Genomic DNA, 25,541 nt, shown 5'->3' with positions numbered 1-25,541 from the left:
CCATGCTCAGAGAACTGCTGCGAACGAAGGCCGTACTGACCACGCTGGCCGCCGCCGTCGCCGGACTGGCGCCCACCGCTGCCGCCGCCCAGCACCACACGGGCACCACCTATTACGTGGACTGCCGCGACGGCAGCGACAGCGCCCCGGGCACCAGTCCGGCCCGCGCCTGGCACAGCCTCGGCAAGGCCTCGCGGGCCTATGCCCCCGGGGACCGGCTGCTGCTGCGGCGCGGGCGCAGCTGCACGGGCTCGCTCGCCCCCACCGGCTCGGGCACGGCCACCGAGCCCATCCGGCTCGGCGCGTACGGTGCCGGGGCCAAGCCGCACATCGAGGGAGCCGGCGCACGCGCCGCGGTCCTGCTGCGCGACTCCGAGGGCTGGGAGGTGCGCGGCCTCGACCTCTCCGACACGGGCCCGGCGACGACCACGGACCGCCGGGCCGGACTGCTCGTCCTGCTCCAGGACTTCGGCGTCGGCCATCACTACGTCGTCGACGGCGTGGACGTCCATGACGTCAACGGCTCGGACAGCAAGGACCCGGACCCCAGCGGCGGAATCCTCTTCGTGGTGCAGGGCACCGGTGTCCCGACCCGCTTCGACGGCGTACGGATCACGCATTCGACCGTCCGGCACACCGACCGCACCGGCATCGGGACGTCCTCGACCTGGAGCCACCGGGCCGAGAACCCGGACGGGACCGGCAGCAGCTGGCAGGCCATCACCGGTCTGGTGATCGACCGGAACAAGGTCTCGGACGCGGGCGGCGACGGAATCGTCGTGCAGAACGCGCGCGGGGCGCTGGTCGAGCACAACCGCGTCGACGGGTTCAACATGCGCTCCGCCGCCTACAACGCCGGTGTGTGGGCCTGGAATTCGGACGACGTGCTCTACCAGTACAACGAGGTGAGCGGGGGCCACGGGACCCGGGACTCCATGGCGTACGACATCGACGGCGCCAACACCCGCAACGTCTACCGCTACAACTACAGCCATGACAACGAGGGCGGTTTCCTGCTGGTCTGCAACGGTGCGACCACGACCACGGCCGGCAACCGCGTGCACGACAACATCAGCATCAACGACCGCAACACCTCGGCTCCCTACGGGGTGATCTCGGTGGTCTGCGGCAGCACCACCGACACCCGCGTCTACCGCAACACCGTCGTCACCGACCGGCCGGACACCGCGATGGTCTCCGACAACGGCCAGACCGGGGTGACGTTCTCGGACAATGTCTTCGTCGGCGCCGGTGGCGGCTCGCCGATCACCGACACCCTCAGTACGTACTCCGGAAACCTGTACTGGAACACCGCGCAGCCCCGCGACCCCGCCGCCGTCGACGCGGACCCGCTGCTGCGTTCCGCGCACCCCACGGCGCCGGCCGATGTCCGACTGCGCCCCGGCTCACCGGCGTTCGGCGCGGGCACCGCGGTGGACGACGGTACGCTCCTCGACTACTTCGGGCACCGGATCCCCGCCCGTCCCAGCCTGGGTGCGGACCAGGGGCGGTAAAGAATCCGCAGCGGGCCGTACCGAGGGGCACTCGTCCCCCGACACGACCCTGCTGCGCTGCCACGTCCCGGCCTGTCAGGGCCTTTCGTCCGGATCGGGCCGCGTACGATGACCGGCGGCTGGCGGCGCTCCCGCGCATCCGCCGCCGACCGGAACCGGCAGCGCAGGCCGGCCCCTCCTTACGGGCAGGAGAAGTGAGTCGTGAGCGCAGCGCCGGGGAGCGGCCGGGATCAGGATTCATACGTCGTCGGCGTGGACTTCGGCACCCTGTCCGGCCGTGCGGTGGTGGTCCGCGTACGGGACGGCGCCGAGCTGGGCGCCGCCGAGCACCTCTACCCGCACGGTGTGCTCGACGAGGCGCTCCCCCACGGCGGCCCGCGGCTGCCGCCCGAATGGGCGCTCCAGGTTCCCTCCGACTACCTGGGGGTACTGCGGCACGCCGTACCGCAGGCGCTGGAGGCGAGCGGGGTCCCGCCGGAGCGGGTGATCGGGGTGGGGACGGACTTCACGTCGTGCACCATGATCCCGGTGAGGGCCGACGGCACACCCCTGTGCGAGCTGCCGCATTACAAGGAGCGACCGCACGCGTTCGCCAAGCTCTGGAAGCACCACTCGGCGCAGCCCCAGGCCGACCGGATCAACGCTCTGGCGGCCGAACGGGCCGAACCGTGGCTCGACCGCTACGGGGGCCGGGTCTCGTCGGAGGGCCAGTTCGCCAAGGGGCTGCAGCTCCTGGAGGAGGACCCGGAGCTGTACGCCCTGACGGACCACTGGGTCGAGGCGACGGACTGGATCGTCTGGCAGCTGTGCGGCCGCTATGTCCGCAGCGCCTGCGCCGCCGGTTACAAGGGCCTGCTGCAGGACGGCGCCCACCCGTCCGACGGGTTCCTCGCCGCGCTCAACCCCGGGTTCCGGGACTTCGTGAGCGGCAAGGTCGAGCACCCGACCGGCGCGCTCGGGACCCGGGCGGGCAGTCTGACGGCGCGGGCAGCCGACTGGACCGGGCTGCCCGAGGGGATCGCGGTGTGTGTCGGGAACATCGACGCGCATGTGACCGTGCCCGCTACGGGTGCGGCCGGGGCGGGCCGGATGGTCCTGATCATGGGGACATCCGCCTGCCACATGGTGAGCTCGCCGGACCCGAGCCCGGTGCCGGGCATGTCAGGGGTGGTCGACGGCGGCATCGTGCCGGGTCTGTGGGGTTATGAGGCCGGGCAGAGCGGCGTCGGCGACATCTTCGCCTGGTTCGTGCGGACCGCGGTCCCGGAGTCCTGCGCGCAGGAGGCACGGCGGCTGGGCCGCACGCTCCACGAGCATCTGACCCGGCTGGGCGCAGCGCAGGCTGTCGGGGAGCACGGTCTGGTGGCCCTGGACTGGCACAGCGGCAACCGGTCGGTGCTCGTCGATCATGAGCTCAGCGGCACTGTCGTGGGGCTGACGCTGGCCACCAGGCCCGAGGATGTCTACCGCGCCCTGCTGGAGGCGACGGCCTTCGGTACCCGCCGGATCATCGAGTCCTTCGAGGAGGCCGCGGTGCCGGTCACCGGCATCACCCTCGCCGGCGGTCTGCTGGAGAACACCTTCCTGACCCAGCTGTACGCCGATGTCACCCGGCGGCCGCTGAGCCTGATCCGCTCATCCCGGGGTCCGGCGCTCGGCTCGGCGATGCACGCGGCGGTCGCCGCGGGCGCGTACCCGGACATCCACGCGGCGGCATCGGCGATGGGCGGGACCCGCCCCACCGTGTACGAGCCGGATCCGGCCAGGTCGGCGGCGTACGACCGCCTCTACTCCGAGTACTGCCTGCTGCACGACTATTTCGGCCGGGGCGCGAATGACGTGATGCACCGGCTCAGGCATCTCCGCCGCGCGGCGGTGACGGCCTCCGCACAGCCCGTGACCGACGGCGCGCCATCCGGGTCACCGCAGCCCTGAACCACCCCTGACCGCTCCCCCGGACTGTTCTCCCTATAGGGCCGCCGGGTCCTTATATACCGGTGGCTCCGTGGAGCATGTACTGGTCGAGCAGCTTCGTACGCGCGACCTCCAGGCGGGTGGCGAGAACCTCGGCAACGGAACGGGCGAGAGCCAGGCCCAGCTCGGGGTCGGACTCGCACACCTCCCTGGCCGTGACCGCGTCGAACTCGTGCGCCCGGACCGGACTGAACGCCTCGGCGCCGAAGTGCCACCGGTGCGGAGGGAAGAGCCAGGACCAGCCGAGCAGGTCCCCGACCTCCAGGGTGTCGACCATCACCCTGCCCCGCTGCGGTACATGCAGGTCGAGTGCCACGGTGCCGGTATGGATGATCCAGAACTTGTCGGCGGGTGATTCCTCCTCGAAGATCCGCGCGTCCTGGGGGAAGAAGACGTCGCGGGCCAGGTCCATCAGGCGTTCGCGGTGGAATGCGGGAAGAACGTTCATCAGCCGTGTGGTGGAAGTCATCGTGGGGAACCTCCTCGCTGAGTGTCCCGCGCGCCACGGCCGCCATATCGCCGGATGACGGGCGGGGATCCCCTTGATACGAGGGTATCTCCGGCGCCGCCGTTACTTCCGGCTCCGGCTCCGGCTCGGCGGCTGCACCCCTTCCCCTCCGGACTCCTTTACTCCGGAGGACCCCTTTACTCCGGACCCCTTTATTGGGACGCCGCTCCTTCTCTCTTGGCGCCCGCCCCTCTTCCGGATCGGCGCCCGCCCCTCTTCCGGATCCGGGTACCTCATCGGCGCCCCCTCCCTTCCGGCTCCGGGCCCCTCAGTGGCTGCCGCGTCCGCACCGGCGACGGCCCGGAAGTCCGCGCCCGCCGGAGGTGGCGCAGACACATACCCGTCGAAGCGGCGCTGAATCACCGAAAAGCACCCCAACCCCTGTGACCCAGACAACTTTTAGGGCATTTTCGGGCGCTCTGCGAGGTGACACCAGCCACAGGACCTATGTCACTTACGACCCGCGATAGTCGGTCGCCACCCCCGCCCTGCCCCGCAGAACAGCCATGATTTCGGGCATTTCACCTCATCTCACGATGAGGGGTAGTACAGAGGGTCATTGCCACCACCAGAAACGGGCGCTAACCATAGATCTCGCCAAGCACCGAGAACGAGCCAGCGACCAACGCCAGTCGGCGAACGCGGCCAAGACCCTCGGTTCACCACCGCAGCGCCGCCGAAGGCCGCACGTCACGTCCCCCACCTGGAAGAGGCCAGCATGCCCCGCATCTCCCTGCCCCGTACCACCCGTACGCACAAGATCGCCGCCGCCGTCCTCGTGACCGTGGGAGCCAGCACCGCCCTGGCCGCCACCGCCGAGCCGAGCAGCGCCCAGATACCCGCGCAGGCCACCGCCTCGGTCAAGCCCGTCTCCGTCAACGGCCTTCCCGCGAAGGACGCACCGAAGAAGGACGCGGCCAAGCCCGCCGCGAAGAGCGCCAAGGACGAGAAGGCAGCGAAGGCCAAGGCCGCAAAGGCCAAGGCCGAGAAGGCCGCGAAGGCCAAGGCCGCTGCCAAGAAGGCCGCTGCGAAGCACAAGGCCGCCGCGCCCAAGGTCTACAAGAACAACCTCGACGGCTGGATCAAGGAATCGCTGGCCATCATGAAGGCCCACCACATTCCCGGCACCTACGAGGGCCTGCACCGCAACATCATGCGTGAGTCCAGCGGCAACCCCAACGCCGTCAACAACTGGGACATCAACGCCCAGAACGGCGTCCCCTCCAAGGGTCTGCTCCAGGTGATCCAGCCCACCTTCGACACGTACCACGTCGCCGGAACCGCGTACAAGCTGACCGACCCGGTCGCGAACCTGACGGCCGCCGCCAACTACGCGGCCCACCGCTACGGCTCCATCGACAACGTCAACTCGGCGTACTGAGCCGGACATCCACGACGTGGACCGGCCTGACGCGGGTGAGCGAGAGCCCCGGATGAACGGCGGACACGAGCCCCGGTGACAGCGGATCCTCCAGCGGACCGCGATCACCGGCGGGCTCGTGCCGTACCTCCCCCGCACAGTCCGTACCCGGTCGGCGGCGAAGTCGGCCGGAACGCCGGGCCGGTGAAACACACCGGATGCAACACCCCTTGAAATACAGCCCCGTTGGGCGGTCGCGACCGCACCGGATGGGCCCTCCACTCAGCTCACGGCAGCCCACGGCAGGCCCGGGCCGGCAGGCCGGTTCCACGGCCTCCCCGCCGTACTCGGCGTTTCCCGCTGCCCCACCGCCCCGACCGCGCCCGCAGCCGGGGCACTGCTGTCGGCCGCGCCGTTCCGTACGACGCCGAGCCGGATACTCAGCCGGGCTCCGCCCAAAACGCCACCCGGCGGGTTGCCCGATCTCGCGGGGCGCAGGCCACACACTCAGCAGGTAACGGCTCCATCCGTCGTGCTGAAAGGCCCATCTCCGTGAATAGCCCCGGCGTCCACGACGCCGCTGCCGCTGCCGCTGTCGTCGCACTGGTCCTGCTGCTCACCCGCCGGCTCACCGTACGACCGCTGCGCGAGAAGTCGCGCCCCGCCCCGGTCACCCTGGCTGTCATCGCCTCCCTCCTGGCCGGGGCGGTCGGGTGCAGCGGCGGGGCGGAGCACCGTACGGCGGGTGCGCCGACCGCGGACATGTCCGGCGGGGCGAGGCCGAGGTGGGGCGCCTGCCCCGCGGCGGACGCCGGTACGGGCGGCGGCGCCCCGGTGAGACGTGATCCGCGCCAGCAGTGCACGACCGTCCGCGTACCGCTCGACTACCGCGCCCCCGGTGGCCGCCTGCTCACCATCGAGGTGTCCCGGATCCGCTCCGGGGCGCCCCGCCCGAAGTCACTGATGACAGGCCAGGGCGGCCCCGGCGGCAGCGGGCTCGACCTGCCGTCGCACGACCTGTCGGCACTGCCCGCACGCGTCACCCGGACCACCGACCTGTACGGGCTCGACTACCGGGGTATCGGCCACAGCGACCCACTGCACTGCGGCATCGCACCCTCCGACCGCACCACGGCCACCGGCATCTCCTATCCGGCGGCCGACGGCAGCATCGACGCCAATGTCGCGTGGGCCAGGCGCGTAGCGAGCGCCTGCGCTCAGCACGCGGGCTCAGCACTGCCGTTCTTCAACACGGTGAACATCGCCCGCGACATCAACCGGATCCGGATCGCGCTGGGGCTGCGGACGCTGTCCTATACGGGCACCTCGTACGGGACGTTCGTCGGACAGGTCTACGCCTCGCTGTACCCCGCGACCTCGGGGCGGGTGCTGCTGGACAGCGTCGTGCCGCCGGGCGGTGTGAAGGCGGCCATCCAGAACAAGGGGCGTGGGGTCGAGGACGCCTTCGGCGGCTTCGCGCGGTGGGCGGCAGCCCGGGACAGCACCTACCGGCTGGGCGGTTCGGCACCGGATGTGCGGCGGACTGTCCTGTCCACCGTGCGGGAGCTCAACGGGACACCGCTGCCGCTGATGACCGGCAAGAGCCTCACCGGGAATCTGCTGCTGGAGGCCGCGCAGGTGCTGCTCGAACAGCAGGGCTACTTTCCGGGGCTCGCGGAGCTGCTCGGTGCGGCCCACGCCGGTTCGATCCCCGCCGATGTGACGTCGAAGCTCCAGTTCGACAGCGTGTTCCCGGACAATTTCTTCAGTGCACAGGACGCCATCGTCTGCAACGACAGCGTCTGGCCGAAGGATGTCGCGGGCTACCGGCGGGCGGTGACCCGCAGCGCCGAGCTGTTCCCGCTGACAGCAGGATCGCCCGCGAACATCTGGCCGTGCGCCTTCTGGCCCCTGGCGGGTTCCGACCACCCGCCGAAGCCGGTCCCGCGCGGTCCGCACAACATCCTCATGACGCAGAACACCCAGGACCCGTCGACCCCACTGAGCGAGGCCCGCCGGACACTACGCGCGTTCGGCGGCCGGGCCGCCATGGTCACCGTCGAGGCGACCGGCCACGGAGTGGCCCTGGCGAAGGGGTGCGCGGCCGATGCCGTGGCGGACTTCCTGCTGGGCGAGTCGCCCGTGCGGTCACGGCACTGCCCGGCGCCGCGGTGAGGCGCGGGAGGGCGGCTGCCGGTGACTCCGGTGCGCAATCGGGTGCGACAGCGGGCGATATGCCCGGAACGGTCCTACCGTGAGTCAGCCGGCTATCCGAACCGCACAAGGAGTAGCAATGGGTGACGACAGCGCCATGGACAAGATCAAGGGCAAGGCCAAGGAAGCGGCCGGGAAGGCTACCGGTGACAAGCGCCAGGAGGCCGAGGGCAGGACCGACCAGGCGAAGGGCAAGGCCAAGAGCGGCCTCAGTGACGCGAAGGACCGCGCCCAGGGCATGAAGGACTCGTTCAAGGACTGAGCCATCGCGCACCGCGGGCCCCTGCCGAAAGGCAGGGGCCCGTTATATATGTGAACAAATCTCTCATGATCTTCGGCCCCGGAGGCACTTCGCTGGCTTTGCGCCAACTATTTGTTCACGTACAAGAATCCTCTTCACATTCGTCTCAAAGCCTTGTCGCTCCAGGACACCGCTCCTACGCTGTGCGCAGCCTTGACCGGCTCAAGGTCTGCTCGATCTGCCATTCAGCGAGAAAAGCGAGAAATGGGAGTGAGTGATGGTGAAGAGGTACCGATGGGCCGCCGGTCTCGCGGCCGTGTGCGGATTACTCATGGCCGCCCCCCAGGCCAACGCCGAGGTCGAACCCGGCGGCTGGACCCCGCAGTCACCGGGCTACAAGGTCCAGGAGAAGGGGTGCGGCCATGTCGACGGACTGACGTTCAGCCTCACCTGCGGCGACACCAGCGGTGAGCAGCGTGGCGAGCGGCGCTACGACACGTACACCGGCGGAACGCATCAGTTCGAGGGGTACTTCCGCATCTCCAGCATGGGCGGCAGCCGCATCTCGCTCAAGCAGACCTTCCGGGACACCAGTGGTTCCCAGGGGCCGTACTTCATGCTCGCCGTGGAGAACGGCGGCCGTCTGTACAACGTGTCCGGAGGTGCGACGGTGTCCAATGCGGCCACCGTCGGCGCGACGGTCCGGGTCAACACCGTCAACCAGGTCGGCAAGACGCATCGCACTTACATCAACGGCTCGCTGGCCAACACGGTGAACAGCCCGTCCGGCAGCTACTACGACAAGTTCGGCGCGTACCGCACCAGCAGCGGGAACGGCCCGATCACTGTCACCTGGAGCAATGTGAAGTTCTGGAGCAAGTGAGCGCCGGGCTGCCCCGGGCGGCTCGTGCCCGCCTTCCGGGGCGGTCCCGTCCCGGCCGACCGCACCCCGCGGTGGCCGTGCCCGCCGGCCGCCGACCCTCCACGAGGCTCCCCTTGAATGTTCGCGTCCGCCCCCTGCTCCGCTGTCTGGCCGCACTCATCATCTGTGCCTCCCCGGTGGGCTGTTCGGCCCGGTCCCGGGGTACGGCGGCAGCCACCACGCCGTCCGCGCCGACCCGCGTGACCCTGCACGCAGCGCTCACTTCGCCCGTCGACGCCACCCTGACCTGGGCGGGCGGAAGCGACCGGGGCGCGGCCGGACACGCCGTCGAGTTCGCCACCGCGCCGGGCGGCCCGTACACGCTGCTGCAGTACCTGCCGGCCGCGCAGCACGCGTACCACCACCCCAGGCTGATGCCGCAGACGCCGTTCTACTACCGGCTCCGCCCCTACTACGGGCCGGCCTCCTCCGCTGTCGAGGTCGATCTGCCCCGGGGCGGCCCGAGTTCGAAGGACAAGAAGGACGACAACGTCTGGGCGCGGCCGCGGACCATCCGCTCCGGGCACGCGCCCGCCACCGGTTCGCTCCGGGTGCCGGGCGCCGGGACCCCGACGGGCCTCCGGGCAACGGCTGTACGGGCGAACGGCATCAGGTTCACCTGGACCGATCACGCCCGCGACGAACAGGGCTGGCTGCTGGAGCTCAGGACGCGCGGCAGCAGCGCCTACCGGGTGGTCGCGGTGCTGGCCCCGGACATCAACTCCTTCGGGCTGAGCACACTGCCGGACGAGAAGCACGCCTTCTACCGGGTCAGGGCGTTCTACTACGGCGCACGCTCCAACATCGCCCATGTGACAACCGGAAAGGCCCCCGACGGCTCGTGAGCCTGAGCGCAGCATCTCCCTCCGTGAACGGAAACCGAAACGGATCAGGCCTGGTCCGGGGAGGGCTCGGCCCAGCGCTCCAGCAGACCTCTGCCGACCCGGGTGAGTCGTGCTGCGGAAGGCGCGGATGCCGGTCCGTACGCCGTCGGCGTACGGGACCCCGGTGGACTACCGGGGTCCCGTCCGCCGTCGGCACGCGAGCGGCAACGCCTGTGGGTGGTTGCTACCGGTTCAGCAGGCTGTCGAGCAGCCCGGCCAGTCCGGCGACCGCGGGCGGGCGCAGCATGGTGTGGTGACTGCCTGCCACCGCCCGGGCGGTGGCCTCCCCGGTGGTGAACCGACGCCAGCCGGAGAGCCGTTCCGCTGCCGCCTCGGCGTCCCCGGCCACCATGAGGGTCAACGGGCCGTCATAGCGGGCCGGTTGCCATACGGCGGCGGCCGAGACCATCGCGCCGAAGACTCCCAGCCGGGCGGCCACCTCGGGCATCGCCTCCTCCGTCACCAGACCGGCCGAGCTGATCACGGACAGCACGGCCCGGCGCCCGGCGGCCGGGCCGGACGCCCTCAGCTGCTCGGCGTCGAGCGGTGGTACCGGACGGCCGACCAGGCCCGCCAGGTCTCTCAGGAACAGCCACAGCAGGTCGGCCTGGTCCGGCGGGGAGGAGAGCATCGGTGGCACCGACGGGTCGAGCAGGACCAGCGCGGCGACCTCGTCGCCCGCCGCCCTGAGCTGGGCGGCCATCTCATGGGCGACCGCCGCGCCGGTCGACCAACCACCGAGCCGGTAGGGGCCGTTCGGCTGCTCGGCGCGCACCTGCGCCAGATAGTGCGCGGCAAGAGCGGCTACCGATGCCAGCTCCGGACCGTCCGGTGCCAGCCCTTCCGCGTCCAGGGCGAAGAACGGCCCGGTACGGGGAAGGGCGGTGGCGAGCGCCGCGTAGGGGGCGGCCGATCCGTTGCTGGCATGCACGCAGAAGAAGGGCGGCAGGTCGCCGTCCGCACGCAGCGCCACCAGCGCGCCGGTCCCCCGGCCAGGCACTGCCGTGGCCCCGGCGGGCTCCGTATCGCTCAGCGTCCGGGCCAGGGCCCGGATGGTGCGGTGGGTGTAGATCGACCGGGGCGTCAGCGCGATTCCGTCGCGCCGGGCCCGGGCCACCAGTTGCAGGGCGAGGATGGAGTCGCCGCCGAGTTCGAAGAAGTCGTCGGTCACCCCGAGGCCGGTCGTGTCGAAGACCTCCGACCACCGGTCAGCGAGCCGTCCTTCGAGCTTCGTGGCTGCCGCCACCCGGTCGGCACCGGGCCGGCCTGGCAGTCCGGCCGTCCTCAGTGCCGACCGGTCGATCTTGCCGCCGGCGGTGCGCGGCAGCTCGCCGTGGACCACGGCGAGCCCCGGGCGCAGCGCGTCGGGCAGCCCGGTCAGACCGTCGAGCACCTCGTCGGGCGTCAGGACGGCGCCCTCGCGGGGCGTCACATGAGCCACCAGGTGCACGCCACCGCGGTGTGCGGGGTGTGCGACCACGGCGGCCTCCGCCAGCCGCCCGTCCGCGTACAAGGCGGCCTCGATCTCGCCCGGCTCCACCCGTACGCCGTTCACCTGGACCTGGTCGTCGGTGCGGCCGAGGAATTCCAGCGCGCCGTCCGGCAGCAGCCGGGCCAGGTCCCCGGTCCGGTACATCCGGGCACCCGGGACCTCCGAGTACGGGTCGGGCAGGAACGCTTCGGCGGTGCGGGCCGGCTGCCCGTGGTACCCGCGGGCGGGCGCCTCCCCGCCGATGAACATCTCGCCGACACAGCCGGGCGGAACCGGAACGAGGTTCTCGCCGAGCAGATGGACCGAGACGTTGTCGATCGGTCGTCCGATCGGCACGGTGGCCGGCCGGCCGGGCTGCCCGGAGTGCGTCGGGCCGACCTGGTGGAAGGTGGCGTCGATCGTCGCCTCCGCCGGTCCGTACTGGTTGATCACCTCGCACTTGAGCTGCCTGCAGAGCTCCGCCAGCAGCGGTGCGGGGAACGCCTCGCCGCCCACGAGCAGCAGCCGCAGGTCGTTGACGTCGGCCAGCGCGGGGTCGGTCACCAGCCCGCCCAGAAGAGAGGGCACCACGTGCGCGACCGTCGTCCGGGTGCTGTGCAGGAGCTCGGCGAGGCTGCTGTCGGTGTCCGTGAGGTCAGGAGCCTCGACCAGGCAGGCGCCGGCCAGCAGCGGACCGAACACCTCCCAGACGGCGAAGTCGAACACCGGGGAGGCCAGGGCGAGAAGCCGGTCATCGGGCCGCAGCGGGTAGGTCCGTTGCGCCCACTCGACACGGTTGGCCAGTGCGCGGTGCGAGACCGCGACCGGCTTCGGGCGGCCGGTGCTGCCCGAGGTGAACACCAGATAGGCCAGCTGCTCGGGGTGCGGATCGGCGTCCGGGCCCGGCGTGCCGGAACCGCGCAGCCCGTCCGGCGTACGGCAGGGCACGCCCTTGGGTACGGCTGCCGCGAGCCGGTCCGGTTCGGCGGCGACGACCAGTCCCGCCCCGGCGGCCACGAGCATGTCCCGCAGCCGCTCGGCCCGCTGTCCCGGGTCGCAGACCACGAACGGCACACCGGCCAGCAGGCAACCGACGGCAGCGGTGACCAGGGCGATGCCGCGCGGCAGCAGCAGGGCGACGACCGGCTCCCCGCCGGTCGCGGGGGCGGCCGCCTCCGTGCGGGCCGCCGCACCGAACTCCCGTGCGGCATCGAGCAGTTCGCGGTATCCGATGGACCCGTCGGACGCCTCGACTGCCGTACGGTCACCGGCCGCCGCGAGCGCGGCAGCCAGCCCCGGCACCAGGCTGCCGGCGGTCGGCTCCGCCTTCGCGCCGTGCGCGGTGGCGGTCAGGCGGAGCCGTTCGGCGTCCGACAGGAGCCGGTCCGCCGTGTGCGGCAGCTCCGGCGCCGCGACGAGTGCGTCGAGCGCCGCGCGGTACCGGCCGGCCATCGCCTCGATGAACTCCGGGCGGTAGAGGGACGGGTCGAAGGCGATGGACAGCTCGATCCGGCCGCTGACCGGGTCCTGGATGAAGTCCGTCATCAGCGGCAGGTTGGTGTCCCCGTGGAATACGGCGTCCAGCACCTCCAGCCCGCTGCGGGAGGAGAGTTCGCCGTAGCGGTGGAAGTGCACGTAGTTGAAGGCGGCCTCGAACAGCGAGTCCGCCGCCCGGGCCTGGCGGATCCGGCTCATCGGGTACCACCGGTGCGGGAGCATCGCCCGCTCCTCCGCGAAGACGTGCCCGACGAGGTCGAGCCAGCTGCCCCCGGGCAGCGCGGTCCGCAGCGGCAAGGTGTTGAGGAACAGCCCGAGCATCGCATCGGAGCCCTCCTCGTCCTCGGGACGGCCGTTGGTGACCAGCCCGGTCACCACGTCGTCGCGTCCGGTCATCACCGCGAGTACCTTGAGGTGGACGGCCAGCAGCACGCTCTTGACCGGCACACCGGCCTGCCCGGCGACCCGCTGCAGTGCCTCGCAGGTCTCCGGCGCGAGTTCCGCGCCCAGCCGCTGCTCGCCGACGCCGTCGGCCAGGCCGCTGCCACCGAGGCGGCCGATCGGCAGGTCCTCCGTCCGACGGGCCCACCAGTCGCCGTCCGGTCCTTCGAGCGCCGCCTGTTCCAGGGCGAGGAACCGTCCGTAGGAGGCCGCGGGAGCCGGTGCCGGCGCGGGTGCGGCCGGATCCGCCGCGTGCCGGTAGCAGTCCATCAGCTCGGTCAGCAGGACGGTGACGCTCCAGCCGTCGAGGACCGCGTGGTGCACGGCGAGGGTCAGCTGGAACTCGTCATCGCCGAGCAGATGGAGGACGAAGCGCAGCAGCGGGGCCTGCTCCAGGACGAACGGGGTCGCCCGCTCGTCCTCGACGTCGGCGTCCACCTGGGAGCGCTGCCGATCGGCGGGGACGGAGCGCAGGTCGGCCACGCGCAGCGGGGACGGGACGCTCCGGTGCACCAGCTGGAGCGGCCCGGCGGGGTGGGCCAGGTCGATCGACACCCGCAGCATGGCATGGCGGCGGCACAGCTCGGCGACGGCCGACTCGAAGGCCGGCACATCGAGCGCCGAGCGCAGCCGCAGCGTCGTGACGTCGTGGTAGAGCAGCCGTTCACCGCGCTCGAAGGCGGTATGGAAGAGCATGCCCGCCTGGAGGCTGGACAGCGGCCAGGCGTTCTCCACCTCGTCCGGCAGCCCGGCGCGCACAGCATCGGGCAGCAGCACCTCGGCCGCGCTCGGCGACGGCCCCTGGCCGCCGTCCTCGGCGGCGGTCGCCAGCGGGGCGAGCGCCGCGATGGTGGGATGCCGCATCAGGTCGGTGACCTGGACGAGCACTCCGCGCCTGCGGGCCTGCAAGCGCACCTGGACCACCCGGATCGAGTCTCCTCCGAGGTCGAAGAAGTTGTCCTCGACACCCACGCGTTCGCACCCCAGCACCTGCTGCCAGGCCTCGGCGAGGACCTCCTCGACCGGCGTGCGCGGCGCGACGTACACGGCCGCGGCCCGTATCGGCGCGAGCTTGCGGAGAGCGGCGTGGTCGACCTTGCCGTTGGGCAGGGTCGGCAGCTCGGGCAGCACGTCGATCGCGGGCAGCATGTAGGCGGGGAGCGCGCGTTCGGCCGCCGCCCGCACCGAATCGGCGGTGACCGGGGCGCGCACCACCACGTAGGCCGCGAGCCGGGTCGAGCCCGACTCGTCGGTGCGGTCGACCACGGCCGCAGCGGTGACTCCGGGCTGGGCCGCAAGCCGGCTCTCGATCTCCTCCAGCTCGACCCGGAAGCCGCGGATCTTGACCTGGCGGTCCGTGCGGCCGAGGAACTCCAGTACCCCGCCGGGCCGGTAGCGCACCAGGTCACCGGTGCGGTAGACGCGAGTGCCGGTCCCGGGAGCGAACGGGTCGTCGAGGAAGCGCCCTGCGGTGAGTTCCGGGCTGCCGACGTAGCCGACCGCCACACTCGGGCCACCGATCCAGAGTTCGCCGCGGGCGCCGTAGGGCACCTGCGCGCCGTCCGGTCCGACCACGTAGAGCCGGACGCCGGGCCGGGGGCGGCCGATCGGCACCCGCTCGGAGCGCTCCGGGGTCACCTGCTGGACCGTGCACCAGACGGTGGCCTCGGTCGGCCCGTACTCGTTGAACAGCAGCACGGCGGGCAGCGCCTCGTGGTGACGGTCCGCCAGCACCACCGGGAACTCCTCGCCCGCGACCACGGCACGCCGCAGCCTTACCCCCTCGCGGGCGGCGAGCTCCTCCAGCAGCGCGCGGTACAGCGAGGGGACGCAGAGCAGATCGGTCACCCCGTGCTCGACGGCCAGCTGGGCCAGCGCGGCCGGGTCGCCCGACTCCTTCTCACCGGGCACTACGAGGCAGCCGCCCGCGCCCAGGGTGCCGAACAGCACGGCGACGGAGCTGTCGAAGGCGATCGTGGGGATCAGCAGTGCGGCGCTGTCCGGCTCGGGCCGGTAGACGCTCAACCGCGCCCGGGTCGCGTGGGCCAGGTTGCGGTGGGTGATCTCGACGCCCTTGGGGCGCCCGGTGGAGCCCGAGGTGAAGATCACGTAGGCCGGCTGCTCCGGCGTGACCGGCACCGTGGTCCCGGCCGCGGGGGTGGTCCACGCCACGGCCGGGTCCACCACCGGCAGGCCGGGATCCGCGCCTGCCAGGGCCTGCTGTCCCGTCTCGTCGGCCAGCAGCACGGTGGCCCCGGAGTCCGTGACCATTCCGGCCAGGCGTTCGGCCGGATTGCGGCTGTCCAGCGGCACATAGGCGGCTCCGCAGCGCAGGATCGCCAGTACGGCCACGGGCATCAGCACGCCGCGGTCGAGGCAGAGCGCGACCCGGTCCCCCGGCGCGCAGCCGGCCGCGCGCAGCGCTGCGGCCAGCGAGCCGGCCGCGGCGTCGAGTCCGGCGTAGTCGAGCCGGCCGTCGTGGGACACCACAGCGGGGGCGTCAGGGCGGGCGAGGACGTGCTCGCGGATCAGGTCGAGCACCGTCCTGTCCGTTTCGGTGTCCGCCTGCGTCTCGCCGGTGCCGAACCGCCGGCACAGCTCGGCGTCCCGCTCGGTGCTCAGCACGACGTCGCCGAGCGGGATCGCCGGCTCGGCGCAGAACTCCGCCAGCGCGGCGGCCGTCCGGGCCGCGAGCAGCTCGGCGGTCTGCGGATCGCAGCGGTCGGCGTCGTAGTCGAGGCGCAGTTCGAGCCGGTCCTGCGAGTGCCGGACCACCAGCAGCCGCAGATCGTGGCGGTCCGCCCGGTCGGTCACGGCCAGGCCGCGGACCGTGTCGCCCGTGACCAGCGCGGAGACGTCCAGATGGCCGGCCGAGAAGCGGCAGTACGGTTCGCTGTCGCCGGTCGCGGCGGTGTCCCACCGGAAGACGTCACCGTCCTCGGTGGCCTGCCGGATCGCGGCGTCGACCGCCCGGACCAGCGAGGAGGTGTCCGCGCCGCCCGGGAACGCGATCGGTACGGTGCGGTCGTACGGGCCGGGGGCGCCCTGGAGCTCGGGGGCGGTACGGCCGTTCACGGTCACCCCGAGGGCCGGCGGCTCCCCGTTCCCGCCGCCGCCGAGCGCCACACCCCAGGCCGCGGTGGTCAACGCACCTTCGCCGACGCCGAGTTCGGCGGCCCGTGCGGCGATCTCGCGGGAGGGGCCCGGGCCCAGGACCAGCGCGGTGGTCTCGGGGCGGTAGTCCGTCGGGGCTGCCGGGCGGAGCGGCAGGTCGGGCTCGGCCGCATCGGCCGCCAGTACCCGGCGCCAGCGGTCCTGCGCGGCCGCGGTCTCCGGTTCGCCGAGCAGCTGGTGGAACCACTCGGCGACGTCCGCGTACTGGACGGGATCCTCCTCGTCCTCCCCGGCCGCCCGGCCGAGCGCGGCCGAGAGCAGCCCCGTCAGGGTGGCCAGGTCGGCCACCTCCGGATCGGCGGCGAGGGTCAGCCGGCGGGTGCCGTCGGCGGATTGGCCGATCCTGAACCGGACCGGGAGAGCGCCGTCCGCGGCGCCGGGATCGCCAATCCCCGGTCCGTCGGCGATGACCTGCACGGGGACGCCGACGCCTGAGGCCGCCACCACCCGGGTGCGCAGGATCTCGTGCCGGGCCGTCGCGGTGAGCAGGGCCTGACGCAGCCGCTCCGGGTCGACGGTGCCCGGGAGTTCCGCATCGAGCCGCAGGACGAACGGAGCGGCGCCGGTCAGAGCCGACCTGAGCCGGTGCAGATGGTGCTGGGCCGGGGAGACCCGGAAGCCCGCGATGTCGTCGCTCATCACGCCTCCCCGCCCTCGGCCGCGACGGCCGGCCCGGACTGCGCGGCATCCCCGCCGCTGACGGGATCGGTCATCGCGACCACGATCTTGCGGTCGCCCTCGTAGGGGCGACGGGCGTGCGCCATCGTCATGTTGTCAAGCAGCATCACGTCGCCCACCTCCCAACGGAAGGCGATCTCCCCGGCGCGGTACGCCTCGTTGATCGCCCGTACGTCCTCGTCGGCGATCGGGGAGCCGTCGCCGTGGGTCGTGGTGGTCGGCAGTCCGTCCTCGCCCAGTGCTTCGACGAGCGCCTCCCGCATCTGCGGGTCGCGGCTCGATATGTGGAAGAACCCGGCGTGGTTGAACCAGAGCTTCTCGCCGGTCACCGGGTGGGTGCGTACGGCGGGGCGGATCTGCACGGTCCGCAGGCGGTCGTCCTCCAGCCACTCGGTGACCGTGCCGTTGGCCGCGGCGTAGCGGTCGACGTCCTCGCGGGAGTCGGTCTGGTAGCCCTCCTGCCAGGTGAGGCCGAAGCCACTGTTGTAGTTGCGCACGTAACGTACGCCGAGCCGCTCGAGCCGCTCCCGGACGGCGACCGGGATCCGCTCGATGACCTTGCGGTTGTCGATGATCGGGGTCTCGCCTCCGACGGGCGGAGCGGTCAGGCAGCAGAAGAACAGCTTCTGCGGCCAGGTCGACCAGTAGGTGCCCTCGTTGTGCGGCTCGATCCGCTCGGCCGCGGGGTAGGTGGTGGAGAGGTAGACGTTCTGGCTCACCTCGTCCCGCGGGGTGGAGCGGTCCCGGTACTGCAGCGGCTCACCGTCGGAGACCGCCGCGACGAACCTCTGGAAGCCCGCGGCGTCCGCCACCGGCCAGCCGCGGAACAGCAGCGCGCGGTGTTCCAGGAGCGTGTCGCACACCCACTCCTTGCTCGCGGCGGCCCAGGTCGCCAGGTCGGTGCCGGCCTCCTTCGGGCGCACCACCATCGGCGGGGTGCCGTCGGCGGTCAGCGGCTCGACCGTGACGGCTTCGGGGCCGGCTGCGGACCGGAATGCCCTGCGGACGGTCCCCGCGCGTGAGAACTGCGCACTCATGACTCATCTCCTTGCTTGACGTGGCCGTGCTGGTCGGGGGCGTCGGCCTGGGTGGCCGGCCGGGAAGGGGCGCGACGGGACACCGAGCGGAGCCCGCGCCTGGGACGGGGTACGGGTGTGGCGGGAGCTGCGGCGAGCAGCTCGCTCAGGGCGGCCCCCGAGGCGGCCGGAGCTGCCGTCAGGACCGCGAGGAATACGTCGGCCACGCGCTGCGGCAGTTCCTCGCCCAGGACATCCGGGGCGAAGTCCCACCAGCAGACGAACGCGTCACCGGTGTCGGTCACATCCAGCGCCAGCCGGAACTTGCTGGTCGCGAGGGGCTGGGGCACCGGCTCCACGGCCGTACCGCCGGGACCCGAGCGGGCCGGCGGGGTGTTCTGCAGCACGAACCAGGCGTGGAAGGGGTCCGGGCGGCGGTCGGCGGCGTCCGCCGACACCGAGCCGTGCTCCAGCGCGGCCACCAGATGGTCCTGGACCTCCCGGACGGCCTCGGCGAAGGTCGCCGCCCGGCCGGCCGACGGGAGCACGGCCGTACGGATGAAGCAGCCGACCACGCCTTCGTCCTCCGCGGTGCGGCCCGCGGCCGGGAAGCCGAGCACCGGGGCCTCGACCCCCACCGCGGACAGTGCCAGCTGGTAGGCAGTGGCCAGGTGGACGAAAGGCGTCACACCGAGCTCGCGGCAGGACGCCATCACCCCGGCACGCACATCCGTGGGCAGGGTCATGGTGCGCCGGCTCGCCCGGAACGGGCCGCGCTCGGGAGCGCCGGGCAGGGCGGGCAGCGGCGCGGTGGCCCGGTACCGGTCCAGCCGCTGCCGCCACCAGTCCAGGTCGGCCGCCGCCTCTCCGGACTCCCGCCGGGCCCGCGAGCGGGCAGCCGCCTCGCGGTAGCCCAGGGCCGGCAGGGGACGGTCGCCGTCGGAGCCGTACGCCGCCGAGAGCTCGTCCAGCAGCACGCCCAGCGACCAGCCGTCGCAGATCAGGTGGTGGACCACCAGCACCAGGAGGTGTTCCTGCTCTCCCGACGGCACCAGTGCGGCGCGCAGCAGCGGTGGCTGTTCCAGGTCGAAGGGACGGGCCATTTCCAGCTCGTAGAGATCGGCGACGAACGCCTCGTGGTCCGCGCCCGCGGGCGGGTACAGCACGGTCAGCGGTGCCGGTACTGCGTCATCCGGCCGCATCCGGGTGCCGTCCACGGTGTCGACGAAGCCGACCCGCAGCGCCTCCTGCCGGGCCATGACCCGGGTGAACGCCTGCCGCAGCCGGTCCGGTTCGAGCGCGCCGCGCAGCCGCAGCACGGCTCCGATGTGGAAAGCGGCGGTACCCGGCGTCAGTTGCTCGGCCAGATAGATGCCTTCCTGCTCCGGGGAGAGCGGGGACGGCGTGGCCGGGTTGGTCAGCGGCCGGGCGGCCGGCGCCTTCGGGCCGTCGGCCGCGGACAGGGCGGCCTCGATCCGCCGGGCCACCGCGGCCGGGGTCGGCTCCTCGAACAGCGCCCGCAGCGGCAGCTCGACGCCGAAGCGCCGGGCCAGGCGGTTGTTGACGCGTACGGCCGAGAGCGAGTTGCCGCCGATCTCGAAGAAGACCTCGTCGACGCCGGCGGACGGCAGCCCGAGCACCTCGCACCAGACCTGGCAGACCTCCTTCTCCAGCAAGGTCTCGGCGACGCGCGAGGTGCGCGACTGCCGGCTCGGTCCGGGCAGCGCCGCCCGGTCGGTCTTGCCGTTCGCCGTGAGCGGGATCTCCGCGATCGGCACCAGGTGCGCAGGGACCATGTACTCCGGCAGCCGGGTGCGCAGGAACTCCCGCAGCTCGGTGTCGCTCGGCCGCTCGGCGCCGGGCCGCGGCACCGGATAGCCGACCAGCTCCGTACCGCCGTCGGGTGCGGCGGCGGCGACCACCACCGCACCGGTCAGCGCCGGGTGCCGGGCGAGTACGGTCTGCACCTCTCCCGGCTCGACCCGGAAACCACGGATCTGCACCTGGTGGTCGGCGCGGCCGAGGTAGTACAGCTCGCCGTCGCCGTCGTACCGGGCCAGGTCGCCCGAGCGGTACAGCCGGGCCCCGGGCTCCGGGTCGAACGGGTCGGGGACGAAACGCTCCGCGGTCAGCTCGGGCAGGTTGACGTACTGCGTGGCCAGTCCCGCGCCGCCGACGCAGATCTCCCCGGGCACGCCGATCGGCACCAGCGCACCGTCCGGGTCGAGCAACCGGATCCGCAGGTCGGGCAGGGCCGCCCCGACGGGCGTGCCGACCGTGGCGCGGATGTCGGCGGCCGTCATTCGGCGGTACGTCACATGCACGGTCGTCTCGGTGATCCCGTACATGTTGACGATCGCGGGCCGCTGGTCGCCGTGGCGGTCGAACCACGGTACGAGGATGCCGACGTCGAGGTTCTCGCCGGCGAGTACGACCGAGCGCAGCGAGAGCGGGCAGTCCTCCGACCGCGCTTCGGCCTCGATCAGCGAGTGGAAGGCCGACGGGGTCTGGTTGAGTACCGTGACGCGCCGTTCGGCCAGCAGCCGCACCAGGGCGTCGGGGTCGCGGCTGGTCCAGTAGTCCACTGTGACCAGGGTGGCACCGTGGCAGAGAGCACCGAAGATCTCCCACACCGAGACGTCGAAGGCGTGCGAGAAGAACTGCGCGAACACGTCATCGGGGCCGAATCCGAAGGACTGCTGACAGACCCTCAGCAGACGTACCACGTTGTGGTGCGTCACCTCGACGCCCTTGGGACGCCCGGTCGAGCCGGAGGTGTAGATGACGTAGGCGGGGCTCCCCGGGTCCACCGGACGCGGGGTGAAGCCGACTGTCGCGGACCGCACTTCGGGTCCGTCGACGAGTACCGTGCGGGCATCGCCGGCAGGCTGCCGGTCCGCCAGGGACCGCTGGGTCAGCACCAGCCGGACACCGCTGTCGGCAGCGGCGAGGCCGAGCCGTTCGGCCGGGTGCGTCGGGTCGAGCGGGACGTAGGCGGCACCCGTCTTCAGTACGCCGAAGACCGCGGCGATCAGGTCCGCACCGCGATCGAGCAGGACGCCGACCCGGTCGCCCGGGACCGCCCCCTGCGCGGTGAGGACGGCGGCGATCCGGTCCGAGGCCCGGTCGAGCTCCCGGTAGGACCAGGTCACATCGTCGTCGATCACCGCAGGCCGGTCCGGGCCCGCGGCCACCGCGGCGGTGAACAGGCCGACCAGCGACGCGTCCGCCGGCAGCTGCCCGGCGCCGGTGTTCCACACCTCGGTCAGCAGCCGGTGCACCGTGTCCGGCACCCGTACCAGCTCGGACAGCCGCTGGTCCGGTACGTCCACGGCGCGGCGCAGCACCTCCAGGAAGTGGTCCGCGAGCCGCGCCACGGTGTCCGGCTGGAACAGCTCCTTGTCGTACTCGAACCATCCCGCGAGGCCCTCCTCCTGCTCCTGGAGGTGCAGGGCGAGGTCGAACTGGGCGATCCCCGGGTCGAGGTCGACCGGCGACAGCTCCAGGCCGGCCAGGCGTACGTCCTCGTTGATCCGGTTCTCCAGAGTGAACAGCACCTGGGCGAGCGGGTTGCGGTCCAACTGCCGTCCGGCCCCGGCCAGCTGGACGACCTGGTCGAAGGGCACGTCCGGGTTGCTGAGTGCCTTGAGGGCGCTGTCGCGCACCCGGTCGACCAGCTCGACAGCGGTGCGGGCGCCCTCGAACCGCGCACGCACCACGACGGTGTTCACCAGGTAGCCGACGATGCCTTCGAGTTCGGCCCGGTCGCGCCCGGCCACCGGGGTCGCCACCAGCAGGTCCTGGCTGCCGGTGTGGGCGTGCAGGACGGCGGAGAACAGGGCCAGCAGCGTGGTGAACGGGGTCGTGCCCCGCGAAGCGCCCAGCGCGGCCAGCCGCCGGGTGAGGTCGGCGGGCACCTGGATCCGGTGGCGGCGGCCATGGCGGCGCTGGACGGCCGGGCGCGGCCGGTCGAGCGGCAGGGGCAGCGCGGCCGGGGCGTCCGTGAGGTACTCGGTCCAGAACGCGGTCTGCTCGGCGAGGTGGTCGCCCGTCACCAGTGCGCGCTGCCACGCGGCGTGGTCGGCCGCCTGCAGGGGGGCGGGCGGCAGCTGCGGGGCACGCCCGACCGTGAACGCGTCGTACAGCTCGACGAGTTCGCGGGTCAGTACGAGGAACGACCAGCCGTCGGTGACCAGGTGGTGCATGGTCACCACCAGCAGATGCCGCTCGGGTGCCAGCCGGATCAGCGCCGCTCGCAGCAGTGGACCGGCCAGCAGGTCGAACGGACGCCGGAGCTCGGTCAGTGCCATCTCCCGCGCCTCGGCCTCGGCGTCGCCCGCGGCACCGGCCGGCAGCAGCACGGGCACCGTGACCTCGTACGGTTCGCCGACGATCTGCACCGGTGTGTCGCCGTCCATCCCCATCCGAGTGCGCAGGGCCTCGTGCCGGGCGACCAGCGCGGTGAAGGTCCGCTCCAGTGCGGCCTGGTCGAGCACGCCCTCCAGCATCAGGGTCTGCGGCACGTTGTAGGCGCTGCCTCCGGGCTCCAACTGCTCGATGAACCAGAGCCGTTCCTGCGCGGGCGAGAGGGCCAGCGCGCCGGAGCGGTCCGCCTGCCGGACCGGCAGGTCGGGCCGTGACGCGCCACGCAGAGCCTCGGCGGCGACGGCTGTCGCCAGCCCGCGCGGGGTCGGATGGTCGAAGATCAGCTGCAGGGGCAGCCGGACCTTGACCAACTGGGATATCCGGGAGAGCAGTTGGACGGCGACCAGGGACTGGCCCCCCTGGTCGAAGAAGTTGTCCTCGGGCCCCGGGGCGGCGCCGAGCAGTACCTCGGCCCAGGCCCGGTCGACCGCGGCCCGCACGGCGCCGGTGCCAGTGGTGGCGTCGGTGCCTGTGCCGGTGTCTGTGCCCGCATCGTCCCTGTCGTTCAGGGCCACCGCGAGGGACTCGGGCTGCGGTGCCTCGGCCGTGCCTTCGGCGCCGGCCGGGTGCTGCGGCGCGTCGATCCAGTGGCGGCGACGCTGGAACGGGTATCCGGGCAGCGAAACCCGGTGCCCGGGCACGCCGTTCACTGCGGTGAGGTCCACCGCGACACCGGCGTCCCAGAGCAGACCGGCCGCCTCCAGCACCGCGCGGCGCTCGTCGCCGCCGGGCCTCGGGAGAGTGCCGGCGACGACATGCCCGGCGTTGAGGTCCAGGCCGAGCCGGGCCAGCGCTCCGAGCGACTGGCCGGGCCCGGCCTCCAGCAGGACGGCCCGGGGCCCGGCGGCGGTCAGCAGGGCCTGGTGCCAGCGCACCGGTGCCACCAGCTGGTCGGCCCAGTAGCCGGGGTCGGTCGCCTGCTCCGCGGTGATCAGGGCGCCGGTGACGGAGGAGACGTACGGCTGACGCGGCGGGTTCAGCCGCACCTGCGCGACAGCCTGCCGGAACGGCTCCACCGCGCCTGCGACGAGCGGCGAGTGAAAAGCGTGCGAGGTGTGCAGGGCGGTGACCCTCACCCCCTCGGCCGAGAGCTCGGCCGTGAGCGCTTCCAGCTCCGCGTGCGGACCGGCGACCGTGCACTGCCTGGGTGCGTTGACCGCCGCGATCACCGAGCCCTGCGGCAGCCGTCGGCGGAGCTCCTCCTCGGCCACCGCGGCCGACAGCATGCCGCCCGCCGGCTGGGCCGCGAGAAGCCGGCCGCGCAGGGCGACCAGGTGGACGGCGTCAGGGAGGCTGAGCACACCGGCGATGCAGGCGGCGGCGTACTCGCCGACGCTGTGACCCACCATCAGATCCGGCTGCACACCCCAGCTCTGCCACAGCCGCGCCAGCGCGTACTCCACGGTGAACAGGGCCGGCTGGGTGTACTCGGTGCGGTCGAGGCGTGCCGCCGCCTCCGCCGCGCGGGCGGGGTCGGTCCCAGGGAAGAGCAGCTCGCGCAGGTCAAGGCCGAGCTCGTGCCGGAGCAGTCCGGCGCACTCGTCGACCGCCTCGCGGACCACGGACTGGGAGCCGTAGAGCGACTCGGCCATCCCGGGGTGCTGGGCGCCCTGGCCGGGGAACATCATCACCAGCGGGCGCGCTGCCGTGCCCCCGGCCGGTGGTGCGGCCGGTGTGCGCAGGGCCGCGGCGGCCTCCGCGGCATCGGCGGCGACCACATGGGTCCGGGAGGCGAACTCTGCACGGCCGGTGACCAGAGTGTGCGCGACGTCCGCCACCGGCAGTCCGGCCCGCTCCAGGTGGTCGGCGAGCCGCTCCGCCGCCTGTGCGACGGCGGCATCGGTGCGCGCCGACAACGGCAGCACCAGCGGCAGAACGTCCGCGCCGCCCACCGGCCGGTCCGGCCGCTCCGGTGCCTGCTCAAGCACCAGGTGCGCGTTGGTGCCGCCGATTCCCAGCGAGCTGACGCCGGCGCGCCGGGGCCCGGTGTCCACCGGCCAGTCGATCGCCTCGGAGTTGACGAAGAACCGGCTGTCCTCCGCGCCCAGCGCGGGGCCCGGCCGCCGGAAGTTCAGGGTCGGCGGCACCGTCCCCTGCTTGACCGCGAGCGCCGCCTTGATCAGGCCGGCCACCCCGGAGGCCGCGTCGAGGTGCCCGATCGAGGCCTTGACCGAGCCCAGCGCACAGCGGCCGGGAACACCTTCGAACGCCTGGCGGAGCGCCTCGACCTCGACCATGTCCCCGAGGGTGGTTCCGGTGCCGTGGGCCTCGATGAAACCGATCGAGGCCGGCTCGACCTCGGCGAGCTGGTGCGCCAGGGCGATCACCTCGGCCTGCGCGCCCACTGAGGGCGCGGTGAAGCCTGCCTTGGCCGAACCGTCGTTGTTGACCGCCCAGCCGCGGATCACGGCGTGCACGGTGTCCCCGTCGGCGAGCGCGTCCTCAAGCCGTTTGAGGACCACGACCGCGGCTCCGCTCCCCCGCACGGTGCCGTTGGCGTCGGCGTCGAAGGGCCGGCAGATGCCGTCCGGGGAGGCGATCCCGCTCTCCTGGTACAGGTAGCCGGTCCGGTGCGGTACGACGACCGCGGATCCGCCCGCCAGAGCCAGGTCGCAGTGGTAGTCCAGCAGACTCTGGCAGGCCATGGCGGTCGCGACGAGCGAGGTGGAGCAGGCCGTCTGCACCGTGATGCTCGGACCGGACAGTCCGAGCTTGTAGGAGGTACGGGAGGCCAGATAGTCCTTGTCGTTGCCGAGGATCACCGAGTACTCGTGCGCCGGGTCGCGGAGCCACGCGTGCGGTGCCAGGTTGTACAGCAGATAGCCGTTGGCGCCGGTGCCGCCGAAGACGGCGGCCGGGAGCCCGGCGCCTGCCCGGTTCCCTGAGTCCTCCAGGGCGTGCCAGGCACACTCCAGGAAGAGCCGTTGCTGCGGGTCCATCAACTGGGCCTCGCGGGGCGTGAGTCCGAAGAACTGCGCGTCGAACTCCTCGATTCCTTCGAGCGCGGCGGCGGCGCGCACATAGGCCGGGTCCGTGCGCACCTGGGGCGGCACACCGGCCGCGTCGAGATCCTGGTCCGTCGGGGTGACCGTACCGCTGAGGCCGGCCAGCAGATTCGCCCAGAACGCCTGGACGTCGGCGGCGCCGGGAAACCGGCCCGACATTCCGACGATGGCGATCGCATTGGCGTTGGCGTTGGTGTGGGAGGTGTTCATGGTCGTC

The 25,541-nt window shown here is 72.5% G+C and carries 11 protein-coding genes; 7 read left to right on the top strand and 4 right to left on the bottom strand.

The features are described from left to right. The first annotated feature begins 2 nt into the window (after positions 1-2). The gene (locus OG210_RS31450; protein ID WP_328323366.1) at positions 3-1,514 is read left to right on the top strand and encodes a right-handed parallel beta-helix repeat-containing protein; all 1,512 of its coding nucleotides are present in this window, start codon (positions 3-5) and stop codon (positions 1,512-1,514) included. 201 nt (positions 1,515-1,715) lie between these two features. Beyond that, a complete protein-coding gene (gene araB, locus OG210_RS31445; RefSeq protein WP_328323368.1) occupies positions 1,716-3,449 on the top strand; it encodes a ribulokinase in 1,734 nt (577 codons plus the stop codon). A 52-nt stretch (positions 3,450-3,501) separates the two neighbouring features. Here araB and OG210_RS31440 read toward each other — a convergent pair whose 3' ends face one another. Continuing rightward, positions 3,502-3,957, bottom strand: coding sequence for a cyclic nucleotide-binding domain-containing protein (locus OG210_RS31440; RefSeq protein WP_328323370.1), 456 nt, complete (start codon positions 3,955-3,957; stop codon positions 3,502-3,504). 757 nt (positions 3,958-4,714) lie between these two features. Between OG210_RS31440 and OG210_RS31435 the strand changes: the two genes are divergently transcribed. The 5 genes from OG210_RS31435 to OG210_RS31415 all read left to right on the top strand — a co-directional run bounded on the left by OG210_RS31435 (position 4,715) and on the right by OG210_RS31415 (position 9,578). Further along, positions 4,715-5,377, top strand: a complete 663-nt coding sequence (locus OG210_RS31435) for a transglycosylase SLT domain-containing protein (RefSeq protein ID WP_328323372.1) — start codon at positions 4,715-4,717, stop codon at positions 5,375-5,377. 531 nt (positions 5,378-5,908) lie between these two features. Next, a complete protein-coding gene (locus tag OG210_RS31430; RefSeq protein WP_328323374.1) occupies positions 5,909-7,531 on the top strand; it encodes an alpha/beta hydrolase in 1,623 nt (540 codons plus the stop codon). Positions 7,532-7,649: 118 nt separating this feature from the next. Then, positions 7,650-7,832, top strand: coding sequence for a CsbD family protein (locus tag OG210_RS31425; protein ID WP_328323376.1), 183 nt, complete (start codon positions 7,650-7,652; stop codon positions 7,830-7,832). Positions 7,833-8,142: 310 nt separating this feature from the next. Further along, complete coding sequence (locus OG210_RS31420) at positions 8,143-8,694, top strand: hypothetical protein (RefSeq protein ID WP_328323378.1); 552 nt, start codon at positions 8,143-8,145, stop codon at positions 8,692-8,694. Positions 8,695-8,807: 113 nt separating this feature from the next. Further along, entirely contained in the window at positions 8,808-9,578 is a 771-nt protein-coding gene (locus OG210_RS31415; protein ID WP_328323380.1) for a fibronectin type III domain-containing protein, read from the top strand. 223 nt (positions 9,579-9,801) lie between these two features. On the opposite strand, the gene OG210_RS31410 is transcribed toward OG210_RS31415, so the two are convergent. Genes OG210_RS31410 through OG210_RS31400 form a run of 3 tightly spaced genes read right to left on the bottom strand, consistent with a single transcriptional unit; the run spans position 9,802 to position 25,534 of the window. Beyond that, positions 9,802-16,839 carry a non-ribosomal peptide synthetase gene (locus OG210_RS31410; RefSeq protein WP_328323382.1) on the bottom strand — a complete coding sequence of 2,346 codons (7,038 nt, stop codon included), beginning with the start codon at positions 16,837-16,839 and terminating at the stop codon, positions 9,802-9,804. Next, a complete protein-coding gene (locus OG210_RS31405) occupies positions 16,839-17,915 on the bottom strand; it encodes a TauD/TfdA family dioxygenase (RefSeq protein WP_328323384.1) in 1,077 nt (358 codons plus the stop codon). The genes OG210_RS31410 and OG210_RS31405 overlap by 1 nt, the downstream gene beginning before the upstream one ends. After that, the gene (locus tag OG210_RS31400; RefSeq protein WP_328323386.1) at positions 17,912-25,534 is read right to left on the bottom strand and encodes a non-ribosomal peptide synthetase/type I polyketide synthase; all 7,623 of its coding nucleotides are present in this window, start codon (positions 25,532-25,534) and stop codon (positions 17,912-17,914) included. The genes OG210_RS31405 and OG210_RS31400 overlap by 4 nt, the downstream gene beginning before the upstream one ends. Between the last annotated feature and the right edge of the window lie 7 nt (positions 25,535-25,541).

The sequence above is a fragment of the Streptomyces sp. NBC_00466 genome (genome assembly GCF_041433995.1).
Classification (GTDB): domain Bacteria; phylum Actinomycetota; class Actinomycetes; order Streptomycetales; family Streptomycetaceae; genus Streptomyces.
This window is presented reverse-complemented; position numbering and strand designations above follow the sequence as displayed.

Excerpts from the sequence above, each read along its gene's own strand:
- OG210_RS31450 (WP_328323366.1), top strand. The coding sequence starts at position 3 with ATGCTCAGAGAACTGCTGCGAACGAAGGCCGTACTGACCACGCTGGCC.
- OG210_RS31440 (WP_328323370.1), bottom strand. The coding sequence starts at position 3,957 with ATGACTTCCACCACACGGCTGATGAACGTTCTTCCCGCATTCCACCGC.
- OG210_RS31435 (WP_328323372.1), top strand. The coding sequence starts at position 4,715 with ATGCCCCGCATCTCCCTGCCCCGTACCACCCGTACGCACAAGATCGCC.
- OG210_RS31425 (WP_328323376.1), top strand. The coding sequence starts at position 7,650 with ATGGGTGACGACAGCGCCATGGACAAGATCAAGGGCAAGGCCAAGGAA.
- OG210_RS31420 (WP_328323378.1), top strand. The coding sequence starts at position 8,143 with ATGGCCGCCCCCCAGGCCAACGCCGAGGTCGAACCCGGCGGCTGGACC.
- OG210_RS31410 (WP_328323382.1), bottom strand. The coding sequence starts at position 16,839 with ATGAGCGACGACATCGCGGGCTTCCGGGTCTCCCCGGCCCAGCACCAT.
- OG210_RS31405 (WP_328323384.1), bottom strand. The coding sequence starts at position 17,915 with ATGAGTGCGCAGTTCTCACGCGCGGGGACCGTCCGCAGGGCATTCCGG.
- OG210_RS31400 (WP_328323386.1), bottom strand. The coding sequence starts at position 25,534 with ATGAACACCTCCCACACCAACGCCAACGCCAATGCGATCGCCATCGTC.